Origin of the sequence: Methylovulum psychrotolerans (assembly GCF_002209385.1) — a bacterium.
In the GTDB taxonomy this organism is placed as follows: domain Bacteria; phylum Pseudomonadota; class Gammaproteobacteria; order Methylococcales; family Methylomonadaceae; genus Methylovulum; species Methylovulum psychrotolerans.
In genome coordinates this window covers 4,189,387-4,211,373 of sequence record NZ_CP022129.1, presented here as the reverse complement: position 1 = coordinate 4,211,373, position 21,987 = coordinate 4,189,387, and the positions used below count along the sequence as shown (strand labels likewise).

The 21,987-nt window shown below is 50.2% G+C and carries 25 protein-coding genes; 6 read left to right on the top strand and 19 right to left on the bottom strand.

The annotated features are described in order from the left end of the window. Positions 1–10 precede the first annotated feature (10 nt). Positions 11–1,186, top strand: a complete 1,176-nt coding sequence (gene hxlAB / locus CEK71_RS18985; RefSeq protein ID WP_088620852.1) for a bifunctional 3-hexulose-6-phosphate synthase/6-phospho-3-hexuloisomerase — start codon at positions 11–13, stop codon at positions 1,184–1,186. A 1,142-nt stretch (positions 1,187–2,328) separates the two neighbouring features. Here hxlAB and CEK71_RS18975 read toward each other — a convergent pair. The 19 genes from CEK71_RS18975 to nifV all read right to left on the bottom strand — a co-directional run bounded on the left by CEK71_RS18975 (position 2,329) and on the right by nifV (position 14,058). Next, positions 2,329–2,703, bottom strand: coding sequence for a DUF7674 family protein (locus tag CEK71_RS18975; RefSeq protein WP_088620850.1), 375 nt, complete (start codon positions 2,701–2,703; stop codon positions 2,329–2,331). 350 nt (positions 2,704–3,053) lie between these two features. Beyond that, on the bottom strand, positions 3,054–3,266 hold the full coding sequence (locus CEK71_RS22830) for a hypothetical protein (RefSeq protein ID WP_157679422.1): 213 nt from the start codon (positions 3,264–3,266) through the stop codon (positions 3,054–3,056). Between the two features lie 375 nt (positions 3,267–3,641). After that, positions 3,642–4,553, bottom strand: a complete 912-nt coding sequence (locus CEK71_RS18970) for an Rpn family recombination-promoting nuclease/putative transposase (RefSeq protein WP_088620849.1) — start codon at positions 4,551–4,553, stop codon at positions 3,642–3,644. Between the two features lie 103 nt (positions 4,554–4,656). Next, entirely contained in the window at positions 4,657–5,139 is a 483-nt protein-coding gene (locus CEK71_RS18965; protein ID WP_198328329.1) for a GNAT family N-acetyltransferase, read from the bottom strand. 8 nt (positions 5,140–5,147) lie between these two features. Further along, positions 5,148–5,471 (bottom strand): EthD family reductase, encoded by a 324-nt coding sequence (locus tag CEK71_RS18960; protein WP_088620847.1) that lies wholly within the window; start codon positions 5,469–5,471, stop codon positions 5,148–5,150. A gap of 273 nt (positions 5,472–5,744) precedes the next feature. After that, positions 5,745–6,044, bottom strand: coding sequence for a hypothetical protein (locus CEK71_RS18955; protein WP_088620846.1), 300 nt, complete (start codon positions 6,042–6,044; stop codon positions 5,745–5,747). A 14-nt stretch (positions 6,045–6,058) separates the two neighbouring features. After that, the gene (locus CEK71_RS18950) at positions 6,059–6,493 is read right to left on the bottom strand and encodes a SoxR reducing system RseC family protein (RefSeq protein ID WP_088620845.1); all 435 of its coding nucleotides are present in this window, start codon (positions 6,491–6,493) and stop codon (positions 6,059–6,061) included. Positions 6,494–6,503: 10 nt separating this feature from the next. Continuing rightward, positions 6,504–6,875, bottom strand: a complete 372-nt coding sequence (locus CEK71_RS18945) for a Rieske (2Fe-2S) protein (protein ID WP_088621696.1) — start codon at positions 6,873–6,875, stop codon at positions 6,504–6,506. Positions 6,876–6,880: 5 nt separating this feature from the next. Then, on the bottom strand, positions 6,881–7,414 hold the full coding sequence (locus CEK71_RS18940; RefSeq protein ID WP_088620844.1) for a flavodoxin: 534 nt from the start codon (positions 7,412–7,414) through the stop codon (positions 6,881–6,883). 58 nt (positions 7,415–7,472) lie between these two features. After that, the gene (grxD, locus tag CEK71_RS18935; RefSeq protein ID WP_088621695.1) at positions 7,473–8,096 is read right to left on the bottom strand and encodes a Grx4 family monothiol glutaredoxin; all 624 of its coding nucleotides are present in this window, start codon (positions 8,094–8,096) and stop codon (positions 7,473–7,475) included. Positions 8,097–8,265: 169 nt separating this feature from the next. Further along, the gene (gene clpX, locus CEK71_RS18930) at positions 8,266–9,546 is read right to left on the bottom strand and encodes an ATP-dependent Clp protease ATP-binding subunit ClpX (protein ID WP_088620843.1); all 1,281 of its coding nucleotides are present in this window, start codon (positions 9,544–9,546) and stop codon (positions 8,266–8,268) included. 54 nt (positions 9,547–9,600) lie between these two features. Then, a complete protein-coding gene (gene nifM / locus CEK71_RS18925) occupies positions 9,601–10,455 on the bottom strand; it encodes a nitrogen fixation protein NifM (protein ID WP_088620842.1) in 855 nt (284 codons plus the stop codon). Between the two features lies 1 nt (position 10,456). Beyond that, complete coding sequence (locus CEK71_RS18920; protein ID WP_088620841.1) at positions 10,457–10,936, bottom strand: nitrogen fixation protein NifZ; 480 nt, start codon at positions 10,934–10,936, stop codon at positions 10,457–10,459. Beyond that, positions 10,933–11,247, bottom strand: coding sequence for a nitrogenase-stabilizing/protective protein NifW (nifW, locus tag CEK71_RS18915; RefSeq protein WP_088620840.1), 315 nt, complete (start codon positions 11,245–11,247; stop codon positions 10,933–10,935). Before nifW ends, CEK71_RS18920 begins: the two co-directional genes overlap by 4 nt. A 27-nt stretch (positions 11,248–11,274) precedes the next feature. Next, positions 11,275–11,409: a hypothetical protein gene (locus CEK71_RS23995; RefSeq protein WP_269766570.1), complete on the bottom strand. Its 135-nt coding sequence runs from the start codon at positions 11,407–11,409 to the stop codon at positions 11,275–11,277. A 39-nt stretch (positions 11,410–11,448) separates the two neighbouring features. Continuing rightward, complete coding sequence (locus CEK71_RS18910; RefSeq protein WP_088620839.1) at positions 11,449–11,976, bottom strand: hypothetical protein; 528 nt, start codon at positions 11,974–11,976, stop codon at positions 11,449–11,451. Then, positions 11,976–12,755: a serine O-acetyltransferase gene (gene cysE / locus CEK71_RS18905; protein WP_088620838.1), complete on the bottom strand. Its 780-nt coding sequence runs from the start codon at positions 12,753–12,755 to the stop codon at positions 11,976–11,978. Before cysE ends, CEK71_RS18910 begins: the two co-directional genes overlap by 1 nt. A gap of 5 nt (positions 12,756–12,760) precedes the next feature. Next, entirely contained in the window at positions 12,761–12,922 is a 162-nt protein-coding gene (locus CEK71_RS23305) for a hypothetical protein (RefSeq protein ID WP_170065192.1), read from the bottom strand. Positions 12,923–12,933: 11 nt separating this feature from the next. Continuing rightward, on the bottom strand, positions 12,934–14,058 hold the full coding sequence (gene nifV / locus CEK71_RS18900; protein ID WP_088621694.1) for a homocitrate synthase: 1,125 nt from the start codon (positions 14,056–14,058) through the stop codon (positions 12,934–12,936). Positions 14,059–14,388: 330 nt separating this feature from the next. Between nifV and CEK71_RS18895 the strand changes: the two genes are divergently transcribed. The 5 genes from CEK71_RS18895 to CEK71_RS18875 all read left to right on the top strand — a co-directional run bounded on the left by CEK71_RS18895 (position 14,389) and on the right by CEK71_RS18875 (position 21,980). Then, on the top strand, positions 14,389–16,641 hold the full coding sequence (locus tag CEK71_RS18895) for a hypothetical protein (RefSeq protein WP_088620837.1): 2,253 nt from the start codon (positions 14,389–14,391) through the stop codon (positions 16,639–16,641). A gap of 133 nt (positions 16,642–16,774) precedes the next feature. Beyond that, complete coding sequence (locus tag CEK71_RS18890; RefSeq protein WP_157679420.1) at positions 16,775–17,683, top strand: hypothetical protein; 909 nt, start codon at positions 16,775–16,777, stop codon at positions 17,681–17,683. Positions 17,684–18,049: 366 nt separating this feature from the next. Then, positions 18,050–18,475 carry a ribosome-binding factor A gene (locus CEK71_RS18885; RefSeq protein ID WP_088620835.1) on the top strand — a complete coding sequence of 142 codons (426 nt, stop codon included), beginning with the start codon at positions 18,050–18,052 and terminating at the stop codon, positions 18,473–18,475. Further along, complete coding sequence (locus CEK71_RS18880) at positions 18,475–19,161, top strand: RtcB family protein (RefSeq protein ID WP_232463691.1); 687 nt, start codon at positions 18,475–18,477, stop codon at positions 19,159–19,161. The genes CEK71_RS18885 and CEK71_RS18880 overlap by 1 nt, the downstream gene beginning before the upstream one ends. A gap of 14 nt (positions 19,162–19,175) precedes the next feature. Further along, positions 19,176–21,980, top strand: coding sequence for a tetratricopeptide repeat protein (locus CEK71_RS18875; protein ID WP_088620834.1), 2,805 nt, complete (start codon positions 19,176–19,178; stop codon positions 21,978–21,980). Positions 21,981–21,987 lie beyond the last annotated feature (7 nt).

The window sequence follows — 21,987 nt, the reverse complement described above, 5'->3', positions numbered from 1 at the left end:
AGTACACATCATGGCTAGACCATTAATACAACTGGCGTTAGATTCGCTGGATTTTGACCAAACCCTCAGCTTAGCCGAACAGGCCGGGCCGTATATTGATATTTTTGAAATCGGCACCCCCTGCATCAAGCATAACGGCGTGGACATGGTTAAGGCGTTGCGGGCTAAATTCCCCGACAAATTGATCTTAGTGGATTTAAAGACGATGGACGCGGGCGAATACGAAGCCACACCGTTTTATGCCGCCGGGGCCGACATTTGTACCGTGCTGGGCGTATCGGGCATGGCAACCATCGCCGGGGTCATTAACGCCGCCAAAGCCCACCGGGCCGAAGCGCAAATCGACTTAATCAACGTCCCCGACAAAGTGGCCTGTGCACAAGCCGCCGCCGAACTGGGCGCGAATATCATCGGTGTCCATACCGGACTCGATGCCCAAGCCGCCGGACAAACCCCGTTTGCCGACTTACAAGCCATTACCGCCTTGGGCTTAAAAGTCCGCGTTTCCGTTGCGGGCGGCATTAAAGCCAGCACCGTCAAACAAGTGGTGGAAGCCGGCGCGGATATTATCGTCGTCGGCGCGGCGATTTACGGCGCGGCCTCCCCCGCCGAAGCCGCCAAACAAATCCGCGACATTGCCGACGGCAAATCCACCCATCAGCAAATGGTCATTAACAAAATCGGTGCCATCCTGAGCGCCACCGACCAAGCGAATGCCATCCGCCTGACCCGGCTGTTGGATAAAGCCAAACGTGTGTTCTTGTGCGGGGCGGGACGTTCGGGCCTGATCGCCAAATTCTTCGCCATGCGCCTGATGCACAGCGGCTACACCGTCAGCGTCGTCGGTGAAATCGTCACCCCCAGCATTAAACGCGGCGACTTGCTGATTATCATCTCCGGCTCCGGCGAAACCGAACAATTGATCGCCTTCACTAAACGCGCCGTGGAACTGCGGGCGGACATTTTGCTGATCACCACCAAAGGCAGCTCAACCATTGGCGATATGGCCGACGACGTGTTCCAAATCGGCGTGCCTGAGCAATACAGCAAAGTTTATGGAATGCCGATGGGTACGGTGTTTGAACTGTCCACCTTGTTCTTCTTAGAATCGTATATCGCGCATTTGATTCATGAGAAGGGTATAGCGGAAGAAGAAATGCGTTACCGCCACGCGAATTTGGAATAAGCGGCTGGGTTTAGACTTGGTTGGTAAGGATTTGTTTGAAAACACCCCGTTTAGGGGTGTTTTTGTTGGTGATGGGCGGAGTTTCTCTTTGGCTGGCTTGTGAGGATATTTAGGCCACAATCGGAAAGCCCCACACTTAAGCCCATTATTTAGCTTGTTTTTGTGCTTGGCAAAGCCGACAAAATAGCTCTTAGGGCTTTGTTTACCGATTCAGAACAGGCGCGCCAGGATTTTTCGCGAAAGCTAAAATGGGATCCATCCGATTTTAGCGGCGAAAAATTTTCCTGGCGATTATTGCCTTCGGCTGCCCGCCTTCGTCCTGCTCCGGCCGCGATACACAACTCCCCTTCGGTACGCTGTGCACCACTGGCCTGCGCAAATGACTTGACGCCGTTTCGGGATGGCCTTGCATGTTGACTACGCTTCCGCTTGCGCTCCAACTCCGTCAACACGCCCGGCCCCTACGGCTACGCGGGGGGCGTCGTACACCGCTCCACTTCCGTTTCGCTTCCTGTACTCCTTCTTAGTAAAAATAGCCGCGACATCCGCGTCTAACGTGACCGTAACGGTTGGTGCGGTGCTGGCAAACCTGTTGGGTTTTGCCTTTGTATAATCAAAATTGTATTCGGCTAGCCTATCGGGTTCAGTATCTTCTTTAGTTTTCATAAGCGATAGTTTTTTCTGGTAGTTTGTCTGACCCTATTCGGTAAAACGCGGAACTGCCCTAAAAACTCTGGGGTCAATTCAGATTTCATCGAATCCCCTTGCCAACATCTCACCGCGTGCTGACTGGCGCAACGCTTCCAAGGCCAGTTCTGACAGCCACTGCTCCTGCGGTTGCTGCAAGGTTTTTTGCCAGATCCTCTAGCCATTATCCAGCTATTTCGTCCTGAATTTCGATAGGCAACGAGGCGGCTTGCTGAATAACTTTTTCGAATAGGCTGGGCATGTTTTCTGCACCTCAGTAGCTTGTTAGCAAAAAGGTCGGGTAGACAGTATGCCCGACCTTAGCTAATTATGATAGGGATAACCTTACCGCAAGGGGTTCGCCGCTAACGACAGCGAAACGAAGCCACTGACCTTGATTATAAAATAAACCTGCAAAATCACCTCCGGTCAGTGAGTTCAGTTTGATAGAAAAGTTAGCGCGGAGAATGCCCATAAAAATCCAGATACAACTCCTTTAATGGTAGCGGTAAGGCTTGCCAATAAGGCAAGGCTTTTTCAGGCACTACTTGCCAAAATAGGTTTTCTATAAACGAGACATCAATGCAGTTTTTTACTTCACTATCGCCAGTTATGTACTTGCTGTGAAAAAACTCAAACTGATTTTTATACGTTTTTACATCAATTCCCCGTGACATCTCTTTATTTAATGTATTTGCGAGGCTTCCAAACCAACTGTAAGCAAATTCAGGATCAACTTCACCCCAGTATTTACAGTGTTCAATATCTGATTTTGCGGTGAGTTCTGGAAACTCGACCCTAAATTCTTCGTACATTTCTAAGACTGGCATATATTCCACCCAACGTTACGGTAAAAGGCTACCCGCCTGATGGCCTAAAGCAGCCGCTTACCTTTGAAAAAACTAACTTCGCCAGTGGAATAGCGGGCAGTCCCTTTAACTGGCTTATTGGGCATGAAAAAAGGACATTTAAACCAGAACCGGAAAAGCCCGCCACACCGCACTGCCGTACAACGCGGAAATCACAACACCTCCAATCCCAACAACACCAGCAACCAACCGGAAGTCCTATTTAAGTTCAATCTACCATAACTTAGCATAACTGTGAACGGCCAAGTTTTCGGCTTTTACAATTCACCGTAGGGTACGCTGTCACTGCCATTAAGTTAAGGAAATTCTGTTCAGAAACAATGTTTTTTCTTCCTTTTATGGAAGTTCAGCAACCCCCTTGCCGATGTCTTTTGTCTGGGCGGGTTACGGTGCTTTCGTTCCAAGCAAGGGCCGATGTAAACGCACAGCTTGCTGTTGAGGTGCTGGAAATCTTCTTTTGACAACCCGACAAGGCGTTTGTATTCTTCGGGGTTGTCGGTGGGTAGCTGGGCATACGGTTTCATGGCTTTTTGGTGGTTTAGGGTAAAACTTGATATTTTAACCTGTCAACGTTTATATAGTCAGCAATATTTAGGAAAGATGTCTAGTTTACTGCCGCACAGGCAGCTTAGAAAATCGCACGGTTTTGGTTTTGCGCTTGTTGGGCGTTTACTGCCGCACAGGCAGCTTAGAAAGATACCTTGGTTTATCAAGTCAAAAGACTGAGGTTTACTGCCGCACAGGCAGCTTAGAAATTCTTGGATAATGGGTGGTGTTTTGTTGGCTTATTTACTGCCGCACAGGCAGCTTAAAAAATAAAATGAATATCCCACGGCGGCGAATATGACGAACTTTTTCATGGTCACGTCGTGGGGTTTGGGGGCTTTGCCAAACTAGCCCTATAAATTCTCCAGCGTTTGCGGATCTAATCCTGTCAGTTCGATAATTTCGTCTAACGTGTAGCCTTTGGCTTTCATCTTAGTCGCCAGCGTCACTTTTTCTGCTATTTTCCCTTGTGTTAATCCCTTAGCCAAGCCCTGAGCTAGGCCTTCTGCCAATCCCACAGCTAAGCCCTGCGATTTACCGTCTTCCCGCGCGGTAGCAAACGAATTATTCAAATCCCGGTAATACTTTAGGCTGTCTTCATATTGTATGAGCTGTTCATGGTTAAATTTGGCAATTTCGGCGACTTCAAATAGGCGTTTGAATATTTTCTCCGTCAGTTTGGCAGGGATTTTTTCCAGTTCGGGTAAATGCTTAAGCACATACAGCCATTTTTCAAAACGGCTGTCTATTTCAGCCAATGCTTTGTTGAATTTGGGCATTTCTAAATAGACAAAGGTCAATTTGTTGTAAAACACTTTGTTGGTTTCAATATCGCTGAGTTTGACAAAGTATTTATATTTATCGGTGTCATTCTTATCTTCATCAAAGACAAAATCTAAAATGGCGATGGTATAAACGGCAGTCAGGCGGTAATTCCAATTGGCCCGTTTGGCCTGTTCTTGAATCGGGAAGGTCGAATAATATAACGCCCTATCTTTAAAAAAGTTTTGCTTGGTTTTTTGCAGTTCGACAATAAACTTTTCGCCTTTTTCATTTTCGCAATATAAATCAAAAATCGCTTTGCGGTCGGTTTCGGTGGAGCCTAACTGCTCGGTTTTTAGAAACGTCAGGGTTTTTATTTCGCCTTGTTCTTCGCGCAATAATTCGTTGAGAAAATCCAGCAGCAGATCTTTATGGGCTTCTTCACCAAAAATCCGTTTAAACCCATAATCGGTGAAAGGGTTTAGATATTTTTCGGTCAACATCAAGGCGGTTCCTTTATAAGGCCAACGGGTTGTTATTTTATGCTCAGGCTATCAAGGCGGATTTAATCTGTTCCATAAGCTTTGCAGGATGCTGACAGCCCCCCTACAGCAGCACTTTCATTTTTCGCCCGCCTGCTACGCTAAAGCCTTCGCGTCCGTAGAATGCCAGCGTCCTGTCGAAGGGCGGTAGGGGTGGTGTGGTCACTTCCAAACGCCGCCAGCCTTGATTAAGTGCGTAGGCTTTGGCTTGTGCCAATAAGCCGCGCCCGATGCTTTGGGAGCGGTACTTAGGCCGCACATAGCATTCGGCGATAGTGCCGAAATAGCCTTCAGCGTATAAGGCCAGGCTTTTATAAAGGCTGACAAACCCTACTGCCCCGGCCTCTTCACTCTGCGCTATGAAGACGATGTATTGGTCTTGGCTAATAAACTCCGTCAGACGCGCGTCAGTTTCCGCCCGATTAAAGTTGAAGGCTTGTGTGCCACTGGCAGACATAATTTCCTCCAATAATTCACCGACCATAACCGCTATTGTGCCAACGTCGCCCAAGCCTGCCCTGCTGAAAGTGATGTGTCCAGTTGTCATTAGTCTGCTTATTGGCTTACCAGCACTTGATTAAATTGGATGATCGGTTCCACGTCGGTGTAATTGGCTATATCCGCCTGCAATTGGGCGGCATGGGGCATGAAGGCGGCAATAAAACTTTCTATGGAGGTAAACAGAAAATGGCACATGACAGAATAAGTAGGCGGGCTGCCGGGCATGACCCCGCTCAGCCCTTGCTCGACCGAAACGCTTTGAAAATCAGGATGTGCGCTTAGCAGGCTGATAGACAAGGGAATATGCTGCTCAAGGTAATAGGCCATATCAAAGCGGCTATTCGGTGTATTCGGGTAAAGGATACTGATTTTTATCATGATGAATTATCGTTGAGGCGAGGGAAAGGCTAAGCACTACTTTATTGTGGCCAAAATTTTGGCAAGTTGGCGCGAAGCGTTGATAATATAGCTAAAGCACAATAAAATGATGCCGTTCGTGGTGAGCCCTTCGACAAGCTCAGGGCGAACGGCTTTACAATCAATTTATACTGCGTTAGCTATATCATGCCATAGGGCTTTGCTGACGACAACTGCATCCTGTTACGGTTGCCAGCTTGAATAGGTTAAGGCTTGCCCTAAGCGAAGGACGCTTTAGGAGAAAAGATGGCTGGCGATAATGTCTAAGATTTGCGCTAAGGTCAGGTTTTCGTTTTCGCCGACGATATTATGCTCGGCAATGGGATATTTTAGGTCGATGCCGTAACGTCCGGGCGATTGCGCAAAGGTATAAATATAGGCGGCCAAACTGGAGTCTGCTAGAGTACATAACTCGATGGCCTGAAAGTGTTGCTCGCGGGTGTTTAATGCCAGGGCATTTTCCCCATAACAATGCACTAATTCTAATAGCAACAGCTTAAGGGGCGTGTCTTTATTAATGGCCCAGACATTCATAAATAACAGGTGGGTTAAAGCTTTTTAATAATGACAGGCGTGGGGGGCGTTCCCACTAGGCCTAAGTTTTGGCCTTTATGGATCAGGTACAGTGACAGCAACAAACTGCCGATGGCACTGGCGGCAATCCATAAATCGGCATGTTGTTGTTGCCCGAACAGGCTTTCCGCCAGTCCTGCACCGAGCAACAAAGCCAGTAAAGGCAATAGGTATAACAGTAAGGTACTGCGTAACACCACGCCTTCATCAATCGCTACCAACACCCGGTCGCCAGTGTTTAGCGGCAACGCGCTGGTAATCGGTACGGGCTTTTTTTTGAAGGTGCTGTCCAGTGCCGCTGTTGTGCACGAGGCTTTTTGCTGGCAAGCCCCACAGGCGGACTGTTCGCCGCCTGTGATCCAAATTTGTTGGTCGGTGGTTTTCACCACTACAGCGGTCGCTTCTATCATAAATAGGCTCTCAATCAAGCAATGTCAGATGCTTCTCGGCAAAATAGAGCATCCCTTCATGTTCTTGCAAGCGTAAGGCTTGCAAGCGTTGTCCCAAACAGACGGGGCTTTGGCACTCGCCCGTTTTGGGGTCAAAGATAAAACCGTGCATGGAGCAGCGCAGATAATTGCCGGTTTCATCAAAAATAGCGTCCTGTTCGCAGTTTAAAGGCCGGTGCATGTGCATACAGTGGTTGACGTAACTGTAAGCAGAACCGTCGAACCAAAAAACCAGCGCCGAAGCAGGCTGGTTTTTCAGGGTGATATTGCGCGTCGTAAAGGGCTGTTGCTGCAACTGTGCCACTGGGCAAATGGCCTTCAGCTTAGGGTGCAGTACGGTCATGGCCGTTAAGCCCAAACCGTTTGCAGGCTTTGCAGCCAAGTGCCCAGACGTTCTTGGGTCAGTTCTTTTTGGTTTTCCTGATCCAATGCCAAGCCGACAAACAACCCGTCGATAACAGATTTAGAGTGTTTGAATTTATAGCCGTCGGTAGGGCAGGCTCCGACGATGGCGGCGCCGCATTGCCGGAAGCTGTCGTACAGATAAGCCATGGCACTGACAAAGTCATTGGGATAGCCTTTCTGGTTGCCTAAACCATAAATGGCGACGGTTTTACCGCTGAAATCGTGACCGATCAATTTCGGTAAAAATTCCGCCCAGCTCTCGGTCGCATTACCCGTACCCAAGCCCGGCAATTCGCCTTCGCCGTAAGTCGGCGCACCTAAGATCAACACGTCGTATTGCAGCAGGTCGTCGACGTTGGCCGTGCGGATGTTAACGGGTTTGGCCGCTAAACCCGCCCCTAACAGGGTGGCTATATCTTTCGCCACCCGGCGGGTGTTACCGGTATCGGTACCAAAAAAAATGCCTATTTTCGCCATACTATTCTCCACTAGCTAAGATCATGCTGCCCAAGACTTGTTCAGGCCAAGGGGATAATCACAATTGTATCTGCAACAAGCCGCCTGTGGGCTGGGCTTGACTTTCCTGCCATTCTTCTGGGGTATAGGCTTTGACACTAACGGCGTGGAGCTTGCCGGATGCCAGCGGGTCTTTTAAGGTCGACAATACCCATTGCTGCTTTTTCACTAAAGACAAATCCCTAAATTCGCCGCTGATGACGGTAAGCATTAAGTCGCAGCCTTCGCCGTCAACCAGCACTTGTGCGTCGCTGATGCCTTGCTTGATCAGTTGTTCTACGTCTGCCACCGATAAATGCCCGTCGCTAGCAGCTTCGGTTTTTGGGGTCGCCGAGTTTAACAACGGTAACAAGCTGCCGTCGTTCGCCATTGCTTCAACAATGTCGCAACCGCCGACCAGTTCACCATTGACGAACAATTGTGGATAAGTCGGCCAATGGGAAATGCTGGGAAGCTTTTCGCGGATAAAAGGGGCGGCCAAGACGTTGACATAAGCATATTGGCAACCGGTCGATTTCAGGATGCCCACCGTTTTGGCGGAAAAACCGCACTGGGGATTTTCCGGCACGCCTTTCATATAGAGCAGAATCGGATTCGTGGCCAGTTGTTGGCGGATTTTGTCTTCGGTTTTCATGGTAGTCATAAAATACGGGAAAGTGAGTTGGTTGCTGTTAGGCGTACGGCTTATGCCCTGTTGTAGATAATAGTCGGGTGGGTAGTTTTGAAAGGCTGGCTTTAAGTGTGCCACTTAAAGCCAGCACGTCTCGGCTACATCAATCTATGTGCATCCCTGTAAGGGGCTATTAAGCCCCCTACCCCGCCTGTTGCCGAAGCCCGTCCGCCGCTGCTTTCTTAATCAAGCGGACATCGCCTGTGCCTTGTACGGCATCGGCATCAATCAGACATTGCTCAACATCGCTGGCCGAGGGGATGTCGAACATGGTTTTTCTGAGGATTTGTTCCATAATGCTCCGTAACCCCCGCGCTCCGGTCTCGCGCTCTATAGCTTTTTGGGCAATGGCCGCTAAGGCTTCTTGGGTAAATTCTAAGGCCACGCCTTCATAAGCAAACAATTGCTGGTATTGTTTGAGTAAGGCATTTTTCGGTTCGGTCAGCACTCGGATTAGCGCGTCAATGTCCAAAGGCTCCAACGGGGCTAAGACCGGAAAGCGCCCGATAAACTCAGGTATCAAACCAAATTTGCGCAAATCGCTGGGTTGGGTGGCGTTGAGCATCGCCTCCAAACTGGGTTTTTCGTTGGTTTGGTTAACGCTGGCATGGAAACCGATGGCCGTATTGCTGGGAACTAAGCGTTTTTCGACATGCTTTTCCAAGCCAGGGAAAGAGCCGCCTGCAATGAACAAAATATTGCGGGTGTCCATAATCAAATCGCTGCCTTCTTTGCTGTGGCGGCCTTTGTTGGGTAATTTGACCTGTGATCCTTCCACCAGCCTTAACAAAGCCTGTTGCACACCTTCGCCGGACACGTCACGGGTGCCGGTAGGTTGCTCCGGGCTGCGGGCGATTTTGTCGATTTCATCCAGATAAACAATACCCCATTCGGCATTCGCCATATTGCCTTCGGCGACATCCAGCAAACGTACCAAGATATTTTCGACATCATCACCGACATAACCGGCTTGCGTCAGGGTGGTGGCATCGGCGACCACAAACGGCACGCCGACAATTTTCGCCAGCGTACTGGCTAATAAGGTTTTACCTGTGCCTGATGGCCCTATCAGCAGCAGGTTGGATTTGCCGATTTCGACATCTTTGTCAAATTGCCCCAGACCGGCATCACCGCTCTCATGTTTCAGGCGCTTATAGTGGTTATAGACGGCCACCGCCAAAATTTCTTTGGCAAGCTGCTGGCCGATCACATACTGGTCAAGATGCTCTTTAATTTTTACCGGGATAGGTAATGTCCCCTGCATTTTTGACAATTCTTTCTTGCGGCTCCAGTTACTGACCACTTGATGCGCCAGCGCTACACAAGCCCCGCAAATATAGCCTTCCGCACCGGCTATCAAGGGTATGGAAGCGGATTGTTCGATACCGCAAAAAGAACAGTGCTTAATTTCTTTAATGGTCATGATGGCTTTCCTCTCAATAGAGTTGTGCAAATACGGGCTTGTGCAAATACGGGGCTAATGCCTATCGTCGGCTTCCTTAGCCAAACCGGCCAGCCACGCCCGCTGGCACACCCGTTTGGCCCTATCGTCCATCAATTGGCGGATTTTGGGGGTGGCTTTCTGTAATGATAAGATTTCCGGTTTTTGGATATGCTTGCACAACACCAAATGGAAACCGATTTCCGATTCCACCACCGCGCTGATTTCGCCTTCTTTCAAAGTGAACAGCACGGCATCAATTTCAGGGTAAAGCGTGCCGCGTGACACCTTGCCCAGCAGGCCACCTTGCAGGGCGGTCGGGCATTCGGAATGCTGCAACGCCAAATCGGCAAATTTATACGGCTTTTTCTGCAACTTTGCACCGATTTGTTGGAGTCTTGCCAAAGCCATCGTCCGGGTGTTTTCCGGGTAATCGTCATTGATGCTGATAAAAATATGCCAGGCCTCACGTTGTTCAGGCCGCCGGAACTGCTCGGTATGGACATGGTAGTAAATGCCGATTTCCACGTCACTGACCGTCGGGGCACGGCTACCGACCACCGCCAAGACGGTATCGACCTTACATTGCCGATATAAGGCGGCGCGTAGGCTATCCTCATCAAGACGGTTTTGGTATAGCTCTTCCAGAAATTCCCCGTCATTATCGTAACGGTTACGGATTTCCAAAAAAGCGTTTTGCACTTCTTGTTCGCTAATCACTACCGTAGCGGCTTCCGACGAATTCAGCACCCGATTTTCCAGTTGTAATTCCTTGCTGGCTTGGAGGCGCACTTGCTGTAGCTGCGCGTCTTCCAAATGGGCGGGGGATTTTTGGAACAGCGCCAATGCTGTCCTTAGTAGGTTATAGGCTTCCGCTTGGGGCTGCTCCATATCAAAACTCCGGCTCACAAAAGGTTTCTGGATGTGCGGGGGCTAAGGCCGATTCGGGGACTTGCAAGGTGCGGGCATGAAATGCGACGTGATATTGGATGCGGGCATCGTCACGGATGACCTTCATCACCTCGCCGTCACTGCCTTTGGCCACCAGCACATTGCCTTGGACACCCAAATCGAGGGTGCAGACAACTTTATCCCTAAATTCAAAGCGGCTGGGGTTCCAGACTTCATCGGCACTGATCAATTCCTCTAAGCGGCAACCGACCATACGGCCTTGGCTGAGGAAATGTACGGTAAAAATCACCTGATCCTGCAAAAAAGTGCCGACTTCCACGACATTGCCTAAGCTGCCGCGCCGCACTAGCAAATGCCCGACATCCAAGCCGGGATAAGTACCGTCATTACGGACATTACGCGTTACCCGTACCGCTTCGCCGTATTCAAAGCGGCCTTCGTCAAAGCGTTCCGGTTTCATGTTTTTATATCGCTTAAGGCTACAAAGGCCGTTTGCGCCTCGCCCATGTGGAACACCTTAAAGACTTTTTCGGTCTGCGCATCGGAGTCGACAAAATCCTGGTAGGCCCGCGTCAACAATTTGCTGTAGACCGCGCGTTTGGCGGTCTCGTCTTCGGGCATACTGTCCGCGCCTTGCTGTAAATAATTGTGGAAGCGCTGCAAAATATGCAGGCGGTTGACATGCACGACACTGGCCTCGTAAGGCAGTTGGAAATACTGCAAGAAGTCTTCAGCGGACTCCAGTTCTTCCATTTCTTCTTCAAAACTCATGGTATTCTCCGCTAAGGGCTGTCAACATTACAAAGGGCCGATTAAAGACGAATCTTGAATCAGCAAATAAATAGCCAACATGATGAAGGCGGCACAGGCCATGATGGTTAATAAGGCATCAGGTTTAATCTTTGACTCAGTTTTGGTTTTCGTTTCTGACATGACATAACTCCGGTAGCTAAGGCTAAGCCATTATTAAGTTCAAGCGGAGGCTTGGGCGGTTGCGGCGTACAATTCCGCTTGGCGTTGGATGACCAACTCCAACAGGGCCTCTGCCCCGATCCTGTTCTTGCTGTCCAGCGCAACCAATTTTTCAAAAATCGCTTGGCTCACCTGTAAATCCCCTAAGCGCATGTGTAAAAAACCGATGGCTTTTAAGGTAAACAGATACAGCCTGACTTGGGTCAATAAGGCCGCCGGTGCCGTCTGTAAATGGCTTATTTGCAAATCCCGCCAATCTTCGGGAAAAGCCACCACCTCTCTGATGACCGCTAAAGCTTTTGTCGTCGCGGCAAGGGCATCATCTAGCCGATGCTGGTAATAATAAAAACGGTTTAAGGCCACTAACACATTCAACGATTCAGGGGCTTTGAAATAGGCTTTTAATAACGGCAATTCTGCCTTGCCGCCGCCATACTGTGCCGACGCTTCGGCAATCAGCTCTTTAACACCCGCCACATCCGGTTCGTCAAAATACAGACCTTGGGCTTCAAAATCTAATAAATCCATTATAGGCTCACCGTCAGTTTAATTGGCGCATCCTGATGTGACCCACAGAGGCTTTCTGCTTCGCAGGAGTCGCAATGTTGCTCGGCAACCGCCTTGTGCAGTTGCAGTTGTTTGGCTTCTAGCTCGTCAATGCGTTCCATCAGGCAAGCAATCGCCTTACCGACCGGATCCGGTACCAGATGATGATCGAGGTCAATGCCGTGCTTGTTCTGGATTTGCGTGCCTTTGCTTTGGATGATGCGTCCGGGGATGCCGACCACCGTACAGCAATGCGGCACATCCTTGACGACCACCGAATTTGCGCCGACCCGGACATTGTTGCCTAAGGTGATCGCTCCGAGGATTTTTGCCCCCGACCCGACCAAGACGTTATTGCCCAAGGTCGGATGACGTTTTTCCTTATTCCACGTCGTACCGCCCAGCGTCACCCCATGATATAAAGTGACATCATTGCCGATCACGGCGGTTTCGCCAATAACAACCCCTAAAGCATGGTCAATAAACAAGCGCCTGCCGACGGTCGCACCCGGGTGGATTTCGACACTGGTCATCCATTTCGCAAAAGCAGCCAAAACCCGCGCCGCCAATTTCCATTGCCCCAGCCATAAACGGTGGCTGATACGGTGTAACAGCACCGCATGGACTCCCGAATAGGTCAGCAATATTTCAATGACGCTACGCGCCGCCGGATCGCGGCCAAATACACAATTGACATCTTCCGCCCATTGCGCAAAAAAGCTTAAAGGCGCGTCTGCCGCCGGATGATTGGGTATCAGCATGACCACTACCTTAAGCTCCAGCCTGTCTTGCCGGGTATCGGCGGTCTGGGGATGCGGAAAAATGAACCGGGATAACGGTCATCGTCAATACCCGGCAATTCCTCGGTGTCACTGGCTTCGGCCTCAATGGCGCAACGGTCTACAAGCAAATCAAACTCTTCGTTCATGGCTGTAATCCTCATAAATTTTGATAAAAATGGTTAAGGTCACCTGCTGAGGGGGGGTGTTTATGGGTACTGACAAACCGCCTGACTGCCTGCAACAGTGTTTGCGCCTGTGGACGGCTAACACTGATACCCAGTTGTTGGTAAGCATGGATAACACCCTGCGTACCTGAATGCTTGCCCAAGATCAGTTGGTGGCTACGCCCGACCAAAGCCGGGTCTACACCTTGATAATTGTGGGGGTCTTTCAATAAGCCATCGACATGGATACCCGCCTCATGGCTGAAGACGTTTTTGCCGATCAGGCTCTTGCGGCTGCCTATAGCATCGCCTGAGGCATTGGCGACCAGAGCCGACAAGGCCGGAAACTGTGCAAGTTGGATGCCCGTATCAAAACCGTACAATTGCTTTAAGCCCAGCACCACTTCCTCGAAAGCGGCATTGCCCGCCCGCTCGCCCAAACCATTGACGGTGGTGTTAACATGGGTAGCGCCTGCCAAAGCGGCGGCAAGGGTGTTGGCGGTCGCTAGCCCTAAATCATCATGGGCGTGCATTTCAATCGCCAAATCAGTGGCGGCGCGTAAGGTTTTAATGGTGTTGAACACCCCGAACGGTTCCATAATGCCTACTGTGTCGGCAAAGCGGATCCGGGTCGCTCCGGCTTTTTGCGCGGTTTCGGCCATTTGTACCAGAAAACCGACATCCGCCCGCGACGCATCTTCCATGCCGACACAAACCTCAAAACCCAAGTTGTTTGCTTCTTGTACCAGTTCGCTGATGGTTTTCAGCACCCATTGCCGCGATTGTTTAAGTTTGTGCTGGATATGTTGGTCGGACGCGGAAATAGACAAATCCACTTTATGGACATTCAGACCTAAACAAGCGCGTAAATCATCGTAGCGCATCCTCGACCAGACCAGCAATTGCGCAGGTAAACCTAATGCGGCAATGGCTTGGATTTCTTCGCGTTCCACTGCTCCCATGGCCGGAATGCCAATTTCCAATTCAGGTACGCCTAACGCTGCCAGTTGGGTGGCTATCGCTAGCTTTTCGTCTAGGGAAAAAGCCACGCCCGCCGATTGCTCGCCATCTCTTAGCGTGGTATCGTCAATGATGATCTGGCGGTTGGGATTTTTCATGGCTAGGATTATCAAGGTCAAAAAGCGTTTAACAGAGATAAAGCAAAACGCTTGCCAACTGCTTAAGTCACAGGAATTGCGGGGTCTGGTGGGTTATTGGTGTAATGCGGACAGGACAATACCGTGGAGGTATGGGGGGATTGTCATAAACCTGACAAAACGGCCACGTTAAGACGGGCTTGAAGAAAATGACGGCGCGTGATCAAATCCAAAGCATTGCCAAGTGGCTTCATATAAGCAAAAGCAGTAAACTTGTGAAAATAGTGATCCAATTAAATTGTCGTGGCTAGCCGCCACAATTTCTTACCCATTAACTAGGAGAGGATTTTAATGCCCACAGTCGCCGATACCAGCACCGAGAAAAAAACGCACCAATGGCAATTTGTCCGCGTGGGAGGCTTTGATCAAGTGAAGTTGGAGCGCACGGAAGATTTGATTGCGTTGGCGGAGTTAGACCAAAAACTCTGGACAGCGCTCAGCTGCCCGACCCAAGGCCTGTATTTTGATCCCCGCACCTTGGCCTTGCTAGATACCGATAAAGATGGCCGTATCCGCGCGCCGGAAATTGTTGTCGCTTTACAATGGACAACCGCACGGCTGATTAACCCCTTGGACATCAAAGCGGGCCATAGTGTTTTGCCTTTGGCGGCGATTGACCAATCCCACCCCGAAGGTGCGAAACTCTTGGCTTCGGCCCGTGAAATCCTAAAAATCATCAATAAGCCGGAAGCCAACGAAATTTCGGTTGACGATGTTACCGATATTGCCCAGATTTTTGCCCAAACCCCGTTTAACGGTGATGGTGTGATACCCGTCCAAGCCGTCGATGACGAGACTTACCAGCAGGTGATTGCCGACATTTTGAGTTGTGTGGGCGGGGAGCCGGACCGTTGCGGCGAGATGGGAGTGACCCAAGCAAAAGTCGATGACTTTTTCAGCCAAGTGCAGGCCTATATTGACTGGTGGCATGTCGATACTGACGATAATACCCACAATCTGCTACTAGGGGAGGATGCGTTAATCGCCGTAGAAAACTTTAAGCAGCTTAAGCCGAAAATTGACGACTATTTCACCCGTTGCCAACTGGCGGAATTTGACCCGCAAGCGGCAACCTTGTTAAACCCTTCAATCGCCCAGTATGAACAACTGGCTTTGCATGATTTGTCAGCGACCGATTTAGCCCTGCTTGCCTTGCCCTTGGCAAGTATCGCCGCGAATAAGCCGCTACCTTTAAATAAAGGTTTAAATCCGGCTTGGGCGGTGCAGATAAGCCAGTTAAACCAAGCGGTTTTCTTGCCTTTACTGGGTAGGTTGGAGTCTTTAAGTTGGGCGCAATGGCAAGAAGCCAAAGCGAAGTTTGTCGGCTATGACCTGTGGCTGCAAAGTAAACCGGCCGAAGCCGTTGAACGCTTAAGCATAGAGCGTCTACAGGCTTTATTAGCGGGCGATTATCAGCACCAGCTCAGCCTTTTGATTGCTAAAGACCAAGCTTTGGCGGCGGAAGCCGAGGCGATTGAATCGGTCGAGCGATTAATTTATTACTACCGCGACTTATACCGTTTGCTGAATAATTTCGTCTCTTTCCGGGATTTTTATTCGTCCAACCCGCACAGCATTTTTCAGGCCGGCACTTTATTTTTAGACGGCAGAAGCTGTAGCTTATGTATCAGAGTGACGGACATTGCCAAGCACAGTGCTTTGGCAAGTTCCAGCCTGATTTTTTTGGCCTATTGCGACTGTACCCGCCCCGGCACACAAGAAAAAATGACCATTGCCGCCGCCTTTACAGGCGGGGATGCGGATAATTTGTTGGTTGGGCGTAACGGGATTTTTTATGACCGGCAAGGCGGCGATTGGGATGCCACGATTGTGAAAATTATCGACCATCCGATCAGCATCGGCCAAGCGTTTTGGTCGCCTTATCAACGCTTAGGCAAAATGCTCGCCGAACAAATTGAAAAGTTTGCCGCCGCCCGTGATAAAGAAGCCCAAGCGAAAACCTTGGCAGGCAGTACAGCCGCTATCAGTGCCACTGAGGCCGCGCCCGTACCGTTTGATGCAGGTAAATTTGCAGGCATTTTTGCCGCTATTGGTTTGGCGATAGGTGCGATAGGCGCAGCCATCGCTTCTATTGTCAGCGGCTTTTTATCGCTGGTCTGGTGGCAGATGCCCTTATCATTGTTGGGGATCTTATTATTCATTTCTGGCCCTTCGATGCTGATCGCTTCTTTCAAGCTACACCGCCGCAATCTCGCCCCTATCCTTGATGCCAGTGGATGGGCGATTAACACTAAGGCTTATATTAATATTCCGTTCGGGCATTTGTTGACCAGTACGGCAAAATTGCCGAAAAATGCCGAGCGTCAATTGCTTGACCCGTTTGCCACGAAAAAAGCCCCGTGGCGCAGTTTCTTGGTCATTGGCATTATTCTGGGGGCATTGGTGGGTGCTTGGCAACAAAATCTGTTTCAACATAAAAGCGTTAAACCCGTTAAGCAAGAAGTTGCCGAAAAAGTCGTGCCACCTGCGGTTGTTGCGCCTGTTCCAACTCCAGCTTCAGCCATTGCTCCGGCCAAAAACTAAAGTCTGGTTTATCCCTCTTCAAATGGCTATCCCGTCAGCAAACACGGTTGCCGTTAAGATACACCAAAAAACTTGCATTAGTACGCAGCTGCTCTAAACTTGCGTTTTTAACTTAACATTCTTTGGAGTAACTATGCGTTCGGATCGTTTTCTAGCGGTTGGAGGGCTTGCCCTATTGGTTATGGCGGGTACAGGTCATGCCCAACAAAAAAAACCGCAAGGCGGCATTTATTGGGCGGCTACTGCTGAAGCTATTGCAGCCGGCACCGAACTCTGTAAACATTTCGATACCCCTTCGCTAGAAGAGCAACGCAACAAATTGCTTCAAAAATATGGCAATGAATTAGTGGATGCAGAAATATCACCGCAGAAAAAAAGTGGCCGGGTCTTTTCAGCCCATCGCTATGATAGCGTCAACAATGAAAATATCGATTATTTTTATTTTGATAACATAAAAGCCTGTGAATTGCATCAAGCGGCGTTATTGAAAAATAAAAGCCGTGAAGCAAGCCCAGCGGCAGATGAGGATAAAACCAGTTCAGATCCTATCTTATCCATTGCTGCCCGCCTCAAAAAAGCCGATAAAGAGAATCAGCATAAAGAACAAGAGCAAGAAAATAACCGTAACTTGATTATGGCCGCCAAAGCAAAGCTAGAAAAAGACTATAGGAAATATGCCTGGGAAGTTTTTAATGATTTAAAAAAACAAGGGATACATTTTAATGATGTTGTTATGCCTAAAGACAGTAACTGTGAAAACCAGCGTATAGACAGCCGCTCTGGTGGTGAGTTTATTGTTTATCGGACTGGCTGCACCGATACGATTACGGTCACTTTTGAAGTGCGCAATGGCAATAAAGCGTCGCTGAGTGCGCTGGTGAATACCAAAGAACAGGCTATTGACGAAATCGACTTTAACAAAAATTGCGAGATTATCTTAAATAGTTACACCTATTCGTGTCCAAAATTAATGAAACCGGAGATGTCTGCAACCATAAGAAAAAATGTCCGGGAAAGTATCGCAAAAGACCTGGCCAATTAGCCTTTGGGCTTCACAGAGCCCAGCAAGCTTTTACATGGCTCTAATAATGACGGCTTACGTTGTTCATAAATCCCCCGGCCAGCCACACCGTATGGTTGTCAGGCGGCTACTTAGGATTGGCCTGAGTATTAAATAAGTTGACAAATCGGCGCAAAGCGCGTAGATTGCCGCGCTTTCCATCCATTTACCTGCATTTAGGAGGCTGCCATGTTAGATAGTGTAATGAAATCCAGCCTCGTCTCCGTTATTCCTCGGTAATCTGTCCGATCTTACGGGTCGGGGCTTCCACAAAAAAATCCATTTTTTTAACACAACCGGACACGGTAGGGCTTTGCTTTGCCTAAAGTTTGGTCAGTGGGAGTCTGTATGAATACCCAACATCGTTGGACAAAAAACGCGGCACGCCTGTGTGCCGACATCGGCGCGGAAGACGGTATCGACCCGCGCTATTTAGCCGCTAAACAAGCACGGAAAAAAACGCCGCGCAAACATCTGCAACTGTGTAAAGAAGCAGCGCGTATCGTGTCGTTAGTCTTAACAGGCGAAGCGCAACAGCCTTTAGTGCGGGATTTAGTGGTGTTATCGGTAGAGCCGGACGGCGACGGGCAATGTATCCGCGTCACCGTCGGGCAATATGCCGCCGATACGCCGGTATCCGAAACCGAAGTGCTGGCAGCCTTAAACCGTATCCAAGGGTTATTGCGTTCGGCCTTGGCCCAGGCCTTACACCGTAAACACACGCCGACTTTAAGCTTTTGTTATGTCGGTATTTTAGACGGGAGGGTTGGCTGATGCCCATTCAAACCGTTATGACCAAAGGCAAAGTGCCGGTGAAAATTTATACCGATGAGGTTGAATCGGCGGCATTCCAGCAACTCTATAACCTTTCGCAATTGCCGTTCATCCATAGCCATATCGCCGTGATGCCGGATGTGCACTGCGGCAAAGGCGCGACGGTCGGCTCGGTCATCCCGACTGCCGGGGCGATTATCCCGGCGGCAGTGGGGGTCGATATAGGTTGCGGCATGAATGCCTTGCGCTTATCGATTAAAGCCCATGATTTGCCGGATAACTTGCGTTCTTTGCGCCTGTTTATCGAAGCGGCGATTCCAGTGGGCTTTGCTATGCACAAACAAGACCGGGCGAGGCAATCTACCGTCACCGCCTTAGCGGTAGGCTTGCACAGCATTTTGGGCAAGCACCGCAAACTCAATACCATGCAGAAAAAACCTTACCAGACTTGGGTGCGGCAATTGGGTACTTTAGGCGGCGGCAACCATTTCATCGAATTATGTTTGGATGAAAATGACGACGTTTGGGTGTTGCTGCATTCGGGTAGCCGGGGTATCGGTAATGTTATGGGCGAATACTTTATCGCCTTGGCGAAAAAAGATATGGGCCAGCACTTGATTAACCTGCCGGATAAAGATTTGGCGTACTTCAGTGAAGGGGCGGCGCATTATGACGACTATAGCTAATCCGATATAAAAAGATGTCCTGTAACCGCCCCAGTGAAGAGGTCGTCAACGGAACATCGTGCTTGGTTGCGGATGGATTTAAGCTGTGCCCATTTGTGTTCGATAGGGTTAAGGTCTGCCCAGCCAATCATAAACCCGCCTCACCGTTACGGATGCCCAGCAAACGCTGGCAAGCCAATAGCGGTATGCCAGAAAGCCAGTTACTACGCGCCGACGAAGCCTTAGTGCCGTTCGATGCCGCCCAGCAACCCAGCCTAGACTTGCTGAATACATGGCTGGACGCTCAATGGCCGACAGCGGTGCGGCTGCTTACTGGCGCGGGCGGTTTGGGCAAAACCCGCTTGGCATTAGAACTGTGCCGACAACGCCAAGCCGCTGGCTGGTGCTGTGGCTTTTTAGACAAAGATCATGCCGCCAAAGACATGGCCTTATTCTGGGACGAACTGCGGCAACAACAGCAAGCCGTGTTAGTGGTGCTGGATTATGCCGAAACCCGCCAAACCGTGTTGCTGGCCTTGGTCAAAGCCCTGTTGCAAAACCCAAGCCCGCACCCCGTCCGGCTGTTATTGCTGGCGCGGGGCGGCGGCGAATGGTGGGATAACTTGCCGAGTAAGGATGCGGATTGTGAAATGCTCTTAGTTAGCTATGCCACCTCCGGCCCTTATCTGTTACCCGCCTTATACTTGGACGCAAGCAGCCGCCGCCTCGCTTATCAGCAAGCTTTACAAGCCTACGCCGAGGCCTTAGGCCGTCCAGCCACACAATATATCCCGGACTTAGCAGGCGAGCATTTTGCCAAGCCCTTGTACTTGCAAATGGCGGCCTTACTGGCTTTATTCGATGAATACCCGCAAACCGCCGAAGGTTTGACCCGCGCCTTACTCAACCATGAACGCCGTTATTGGGCGCAAGCTTTAACGGATAGCGACTTGCCGAAACCTGAAATTTTAGCCCAGCAATTACTGGCTTTGGCGACCTTGGCAGGCGGTTTTGCCGCCCCTAACCAAGCGCATAATTATTGGGGGGCAGTGAGTGATTATCCGTTGCAGCCTTTAGAAATGGCGGTGTTGTTTAATGCCTTAACGCCGCTATACCCCGGCAGCGGCAACCAACGCTTACCCGCCATGCAGCCGGATCTATTGGGCGAGGCCTTGGTGGCACAAACCTTGTTACAAGCGCAAGGGGCCAGATTGCTGGATGCGGTGTTAAGGGAAGACGCCCTGCAATATTCCGCTTTAACGGTACTGGCGCGGCTTTCTGGGCATCGCCCTGATGTTGAGGGCGTGTTGGTGGCGGGCTTAATACGGAATTTTGGTAAGTGTTGCCGGACTATTCTTGTGGTGGCCGTTGAGACACCGGGTAAATTAACGGCATTGGCGTGTGCGGCGTTTAGGGGCTTGACTCCAGCCGGGCAAAGCCACGCGGCGGGGTTGTTGTCAGGATTCTTTAAACATGAATCAGTAGAGCTGGGGTATTTAGCTTATGAAGTAGCGTTATCGGAGAAAAATAAGGCCGATAAAAAATTAGCCAAGAAGCCTAAAGATATTGGTGCGAAGGAAGGCTATGCCCAAAGTTTGGGTAATTTATCAGTTGCTTTATACCGAATTGGGAAGAATGACGAGACGGTCAGTTTTACCCAACAAGTGGTGGCTATCTATAAGCAACTGGCGGAAAAAAATCCCGACCGCTTTGAGCCGGACTATGCCAAATCCTTAAACAATTACGCGGCCTTTCTCAGGGATGCAGGCCAATACGCCGAAGCCCAAGGCTTTGCCCAACAAGCGCTGGCTATCCGTAAACGGCTGGCGGAAAAAAATCCCGACCGCTTTGAGCCGGACTATGCCAGTTCCTTAAGCAGTTACGCGAGCTGTCTTAGTGATGCAGGTCAATACGCCGAAGCCCAAGGCTTTGTCCAACAAGCGCTGGCTATCCGTAAACGGCTGGCGGAAAAAAATCCCGACCGCTTTGAGCCGGACCATGCCAGTTCCTTAAGCAGTTACGCGAACCGTCTTGGCGAAGCAGGCCAATACGCCGAAGCCCTTGGCTTTGCCCAACAAGCGCTGGCTATCCGTAAACGGCTGGCGGAAAAAAATCCCGACCGCTTTGAGCCGGACCATGCCATATCCTTAAACAATTACGCAAACCGTCTTAGCGATGCAGGCCAATATGCCGAAGCCCAAGGCTTTGCCCAACAAGCGCTGGCTATCCGTAAACGGCTGGTGGAAAAAAATCCCGACCGCTTTGAGCCGGACTATGCTGTGTCCTTAAACAATTACGCGAACAGTCTTAGCGATGTAGGCCAATACGCCGAAGCCCGAGGTTTTGCCCAGCAAGCGCTGGCTATTGATGAGCGGCTGGCGGTGAAAACGCCAGCACGTTATGAATTTGATGCTTACAGCAGTTATTGTAACATGAGGTTTTTGCATTGGCTGGCGGAGGTAAAGCCCGTCAACAGTGGCTGGGCAGAGCCGCTACCCCCGCTACCCAGCGCGATTGCCGCGCATCAACAAGCCCTATTAAAGTTTTATGCGGCAGTGCTGCAAGCTTGTCTGGCGGTATCCCCAAGGCAACACAGCGAAGGGTTTCAACAGGCGTTAGCGGTTTGGCAAGCCCTAGCCCCCGCCCAGCAAAACCCTATACTGGGCTATTATTTATGCGCTTGGGGCTGGTTAAACCACCATGAACCGACCGCGTTAACAGGGTCAGCGGGTGCGGAGGTGTGGCGGCGATTTTGCCAACAACGCCAAGGGCGGCTTCCGCACTGGCTGTACACCGTCGCCGAACGCTTAAATTTCACTTGGCCTGACGAAGCCGCCTAACGCGTCG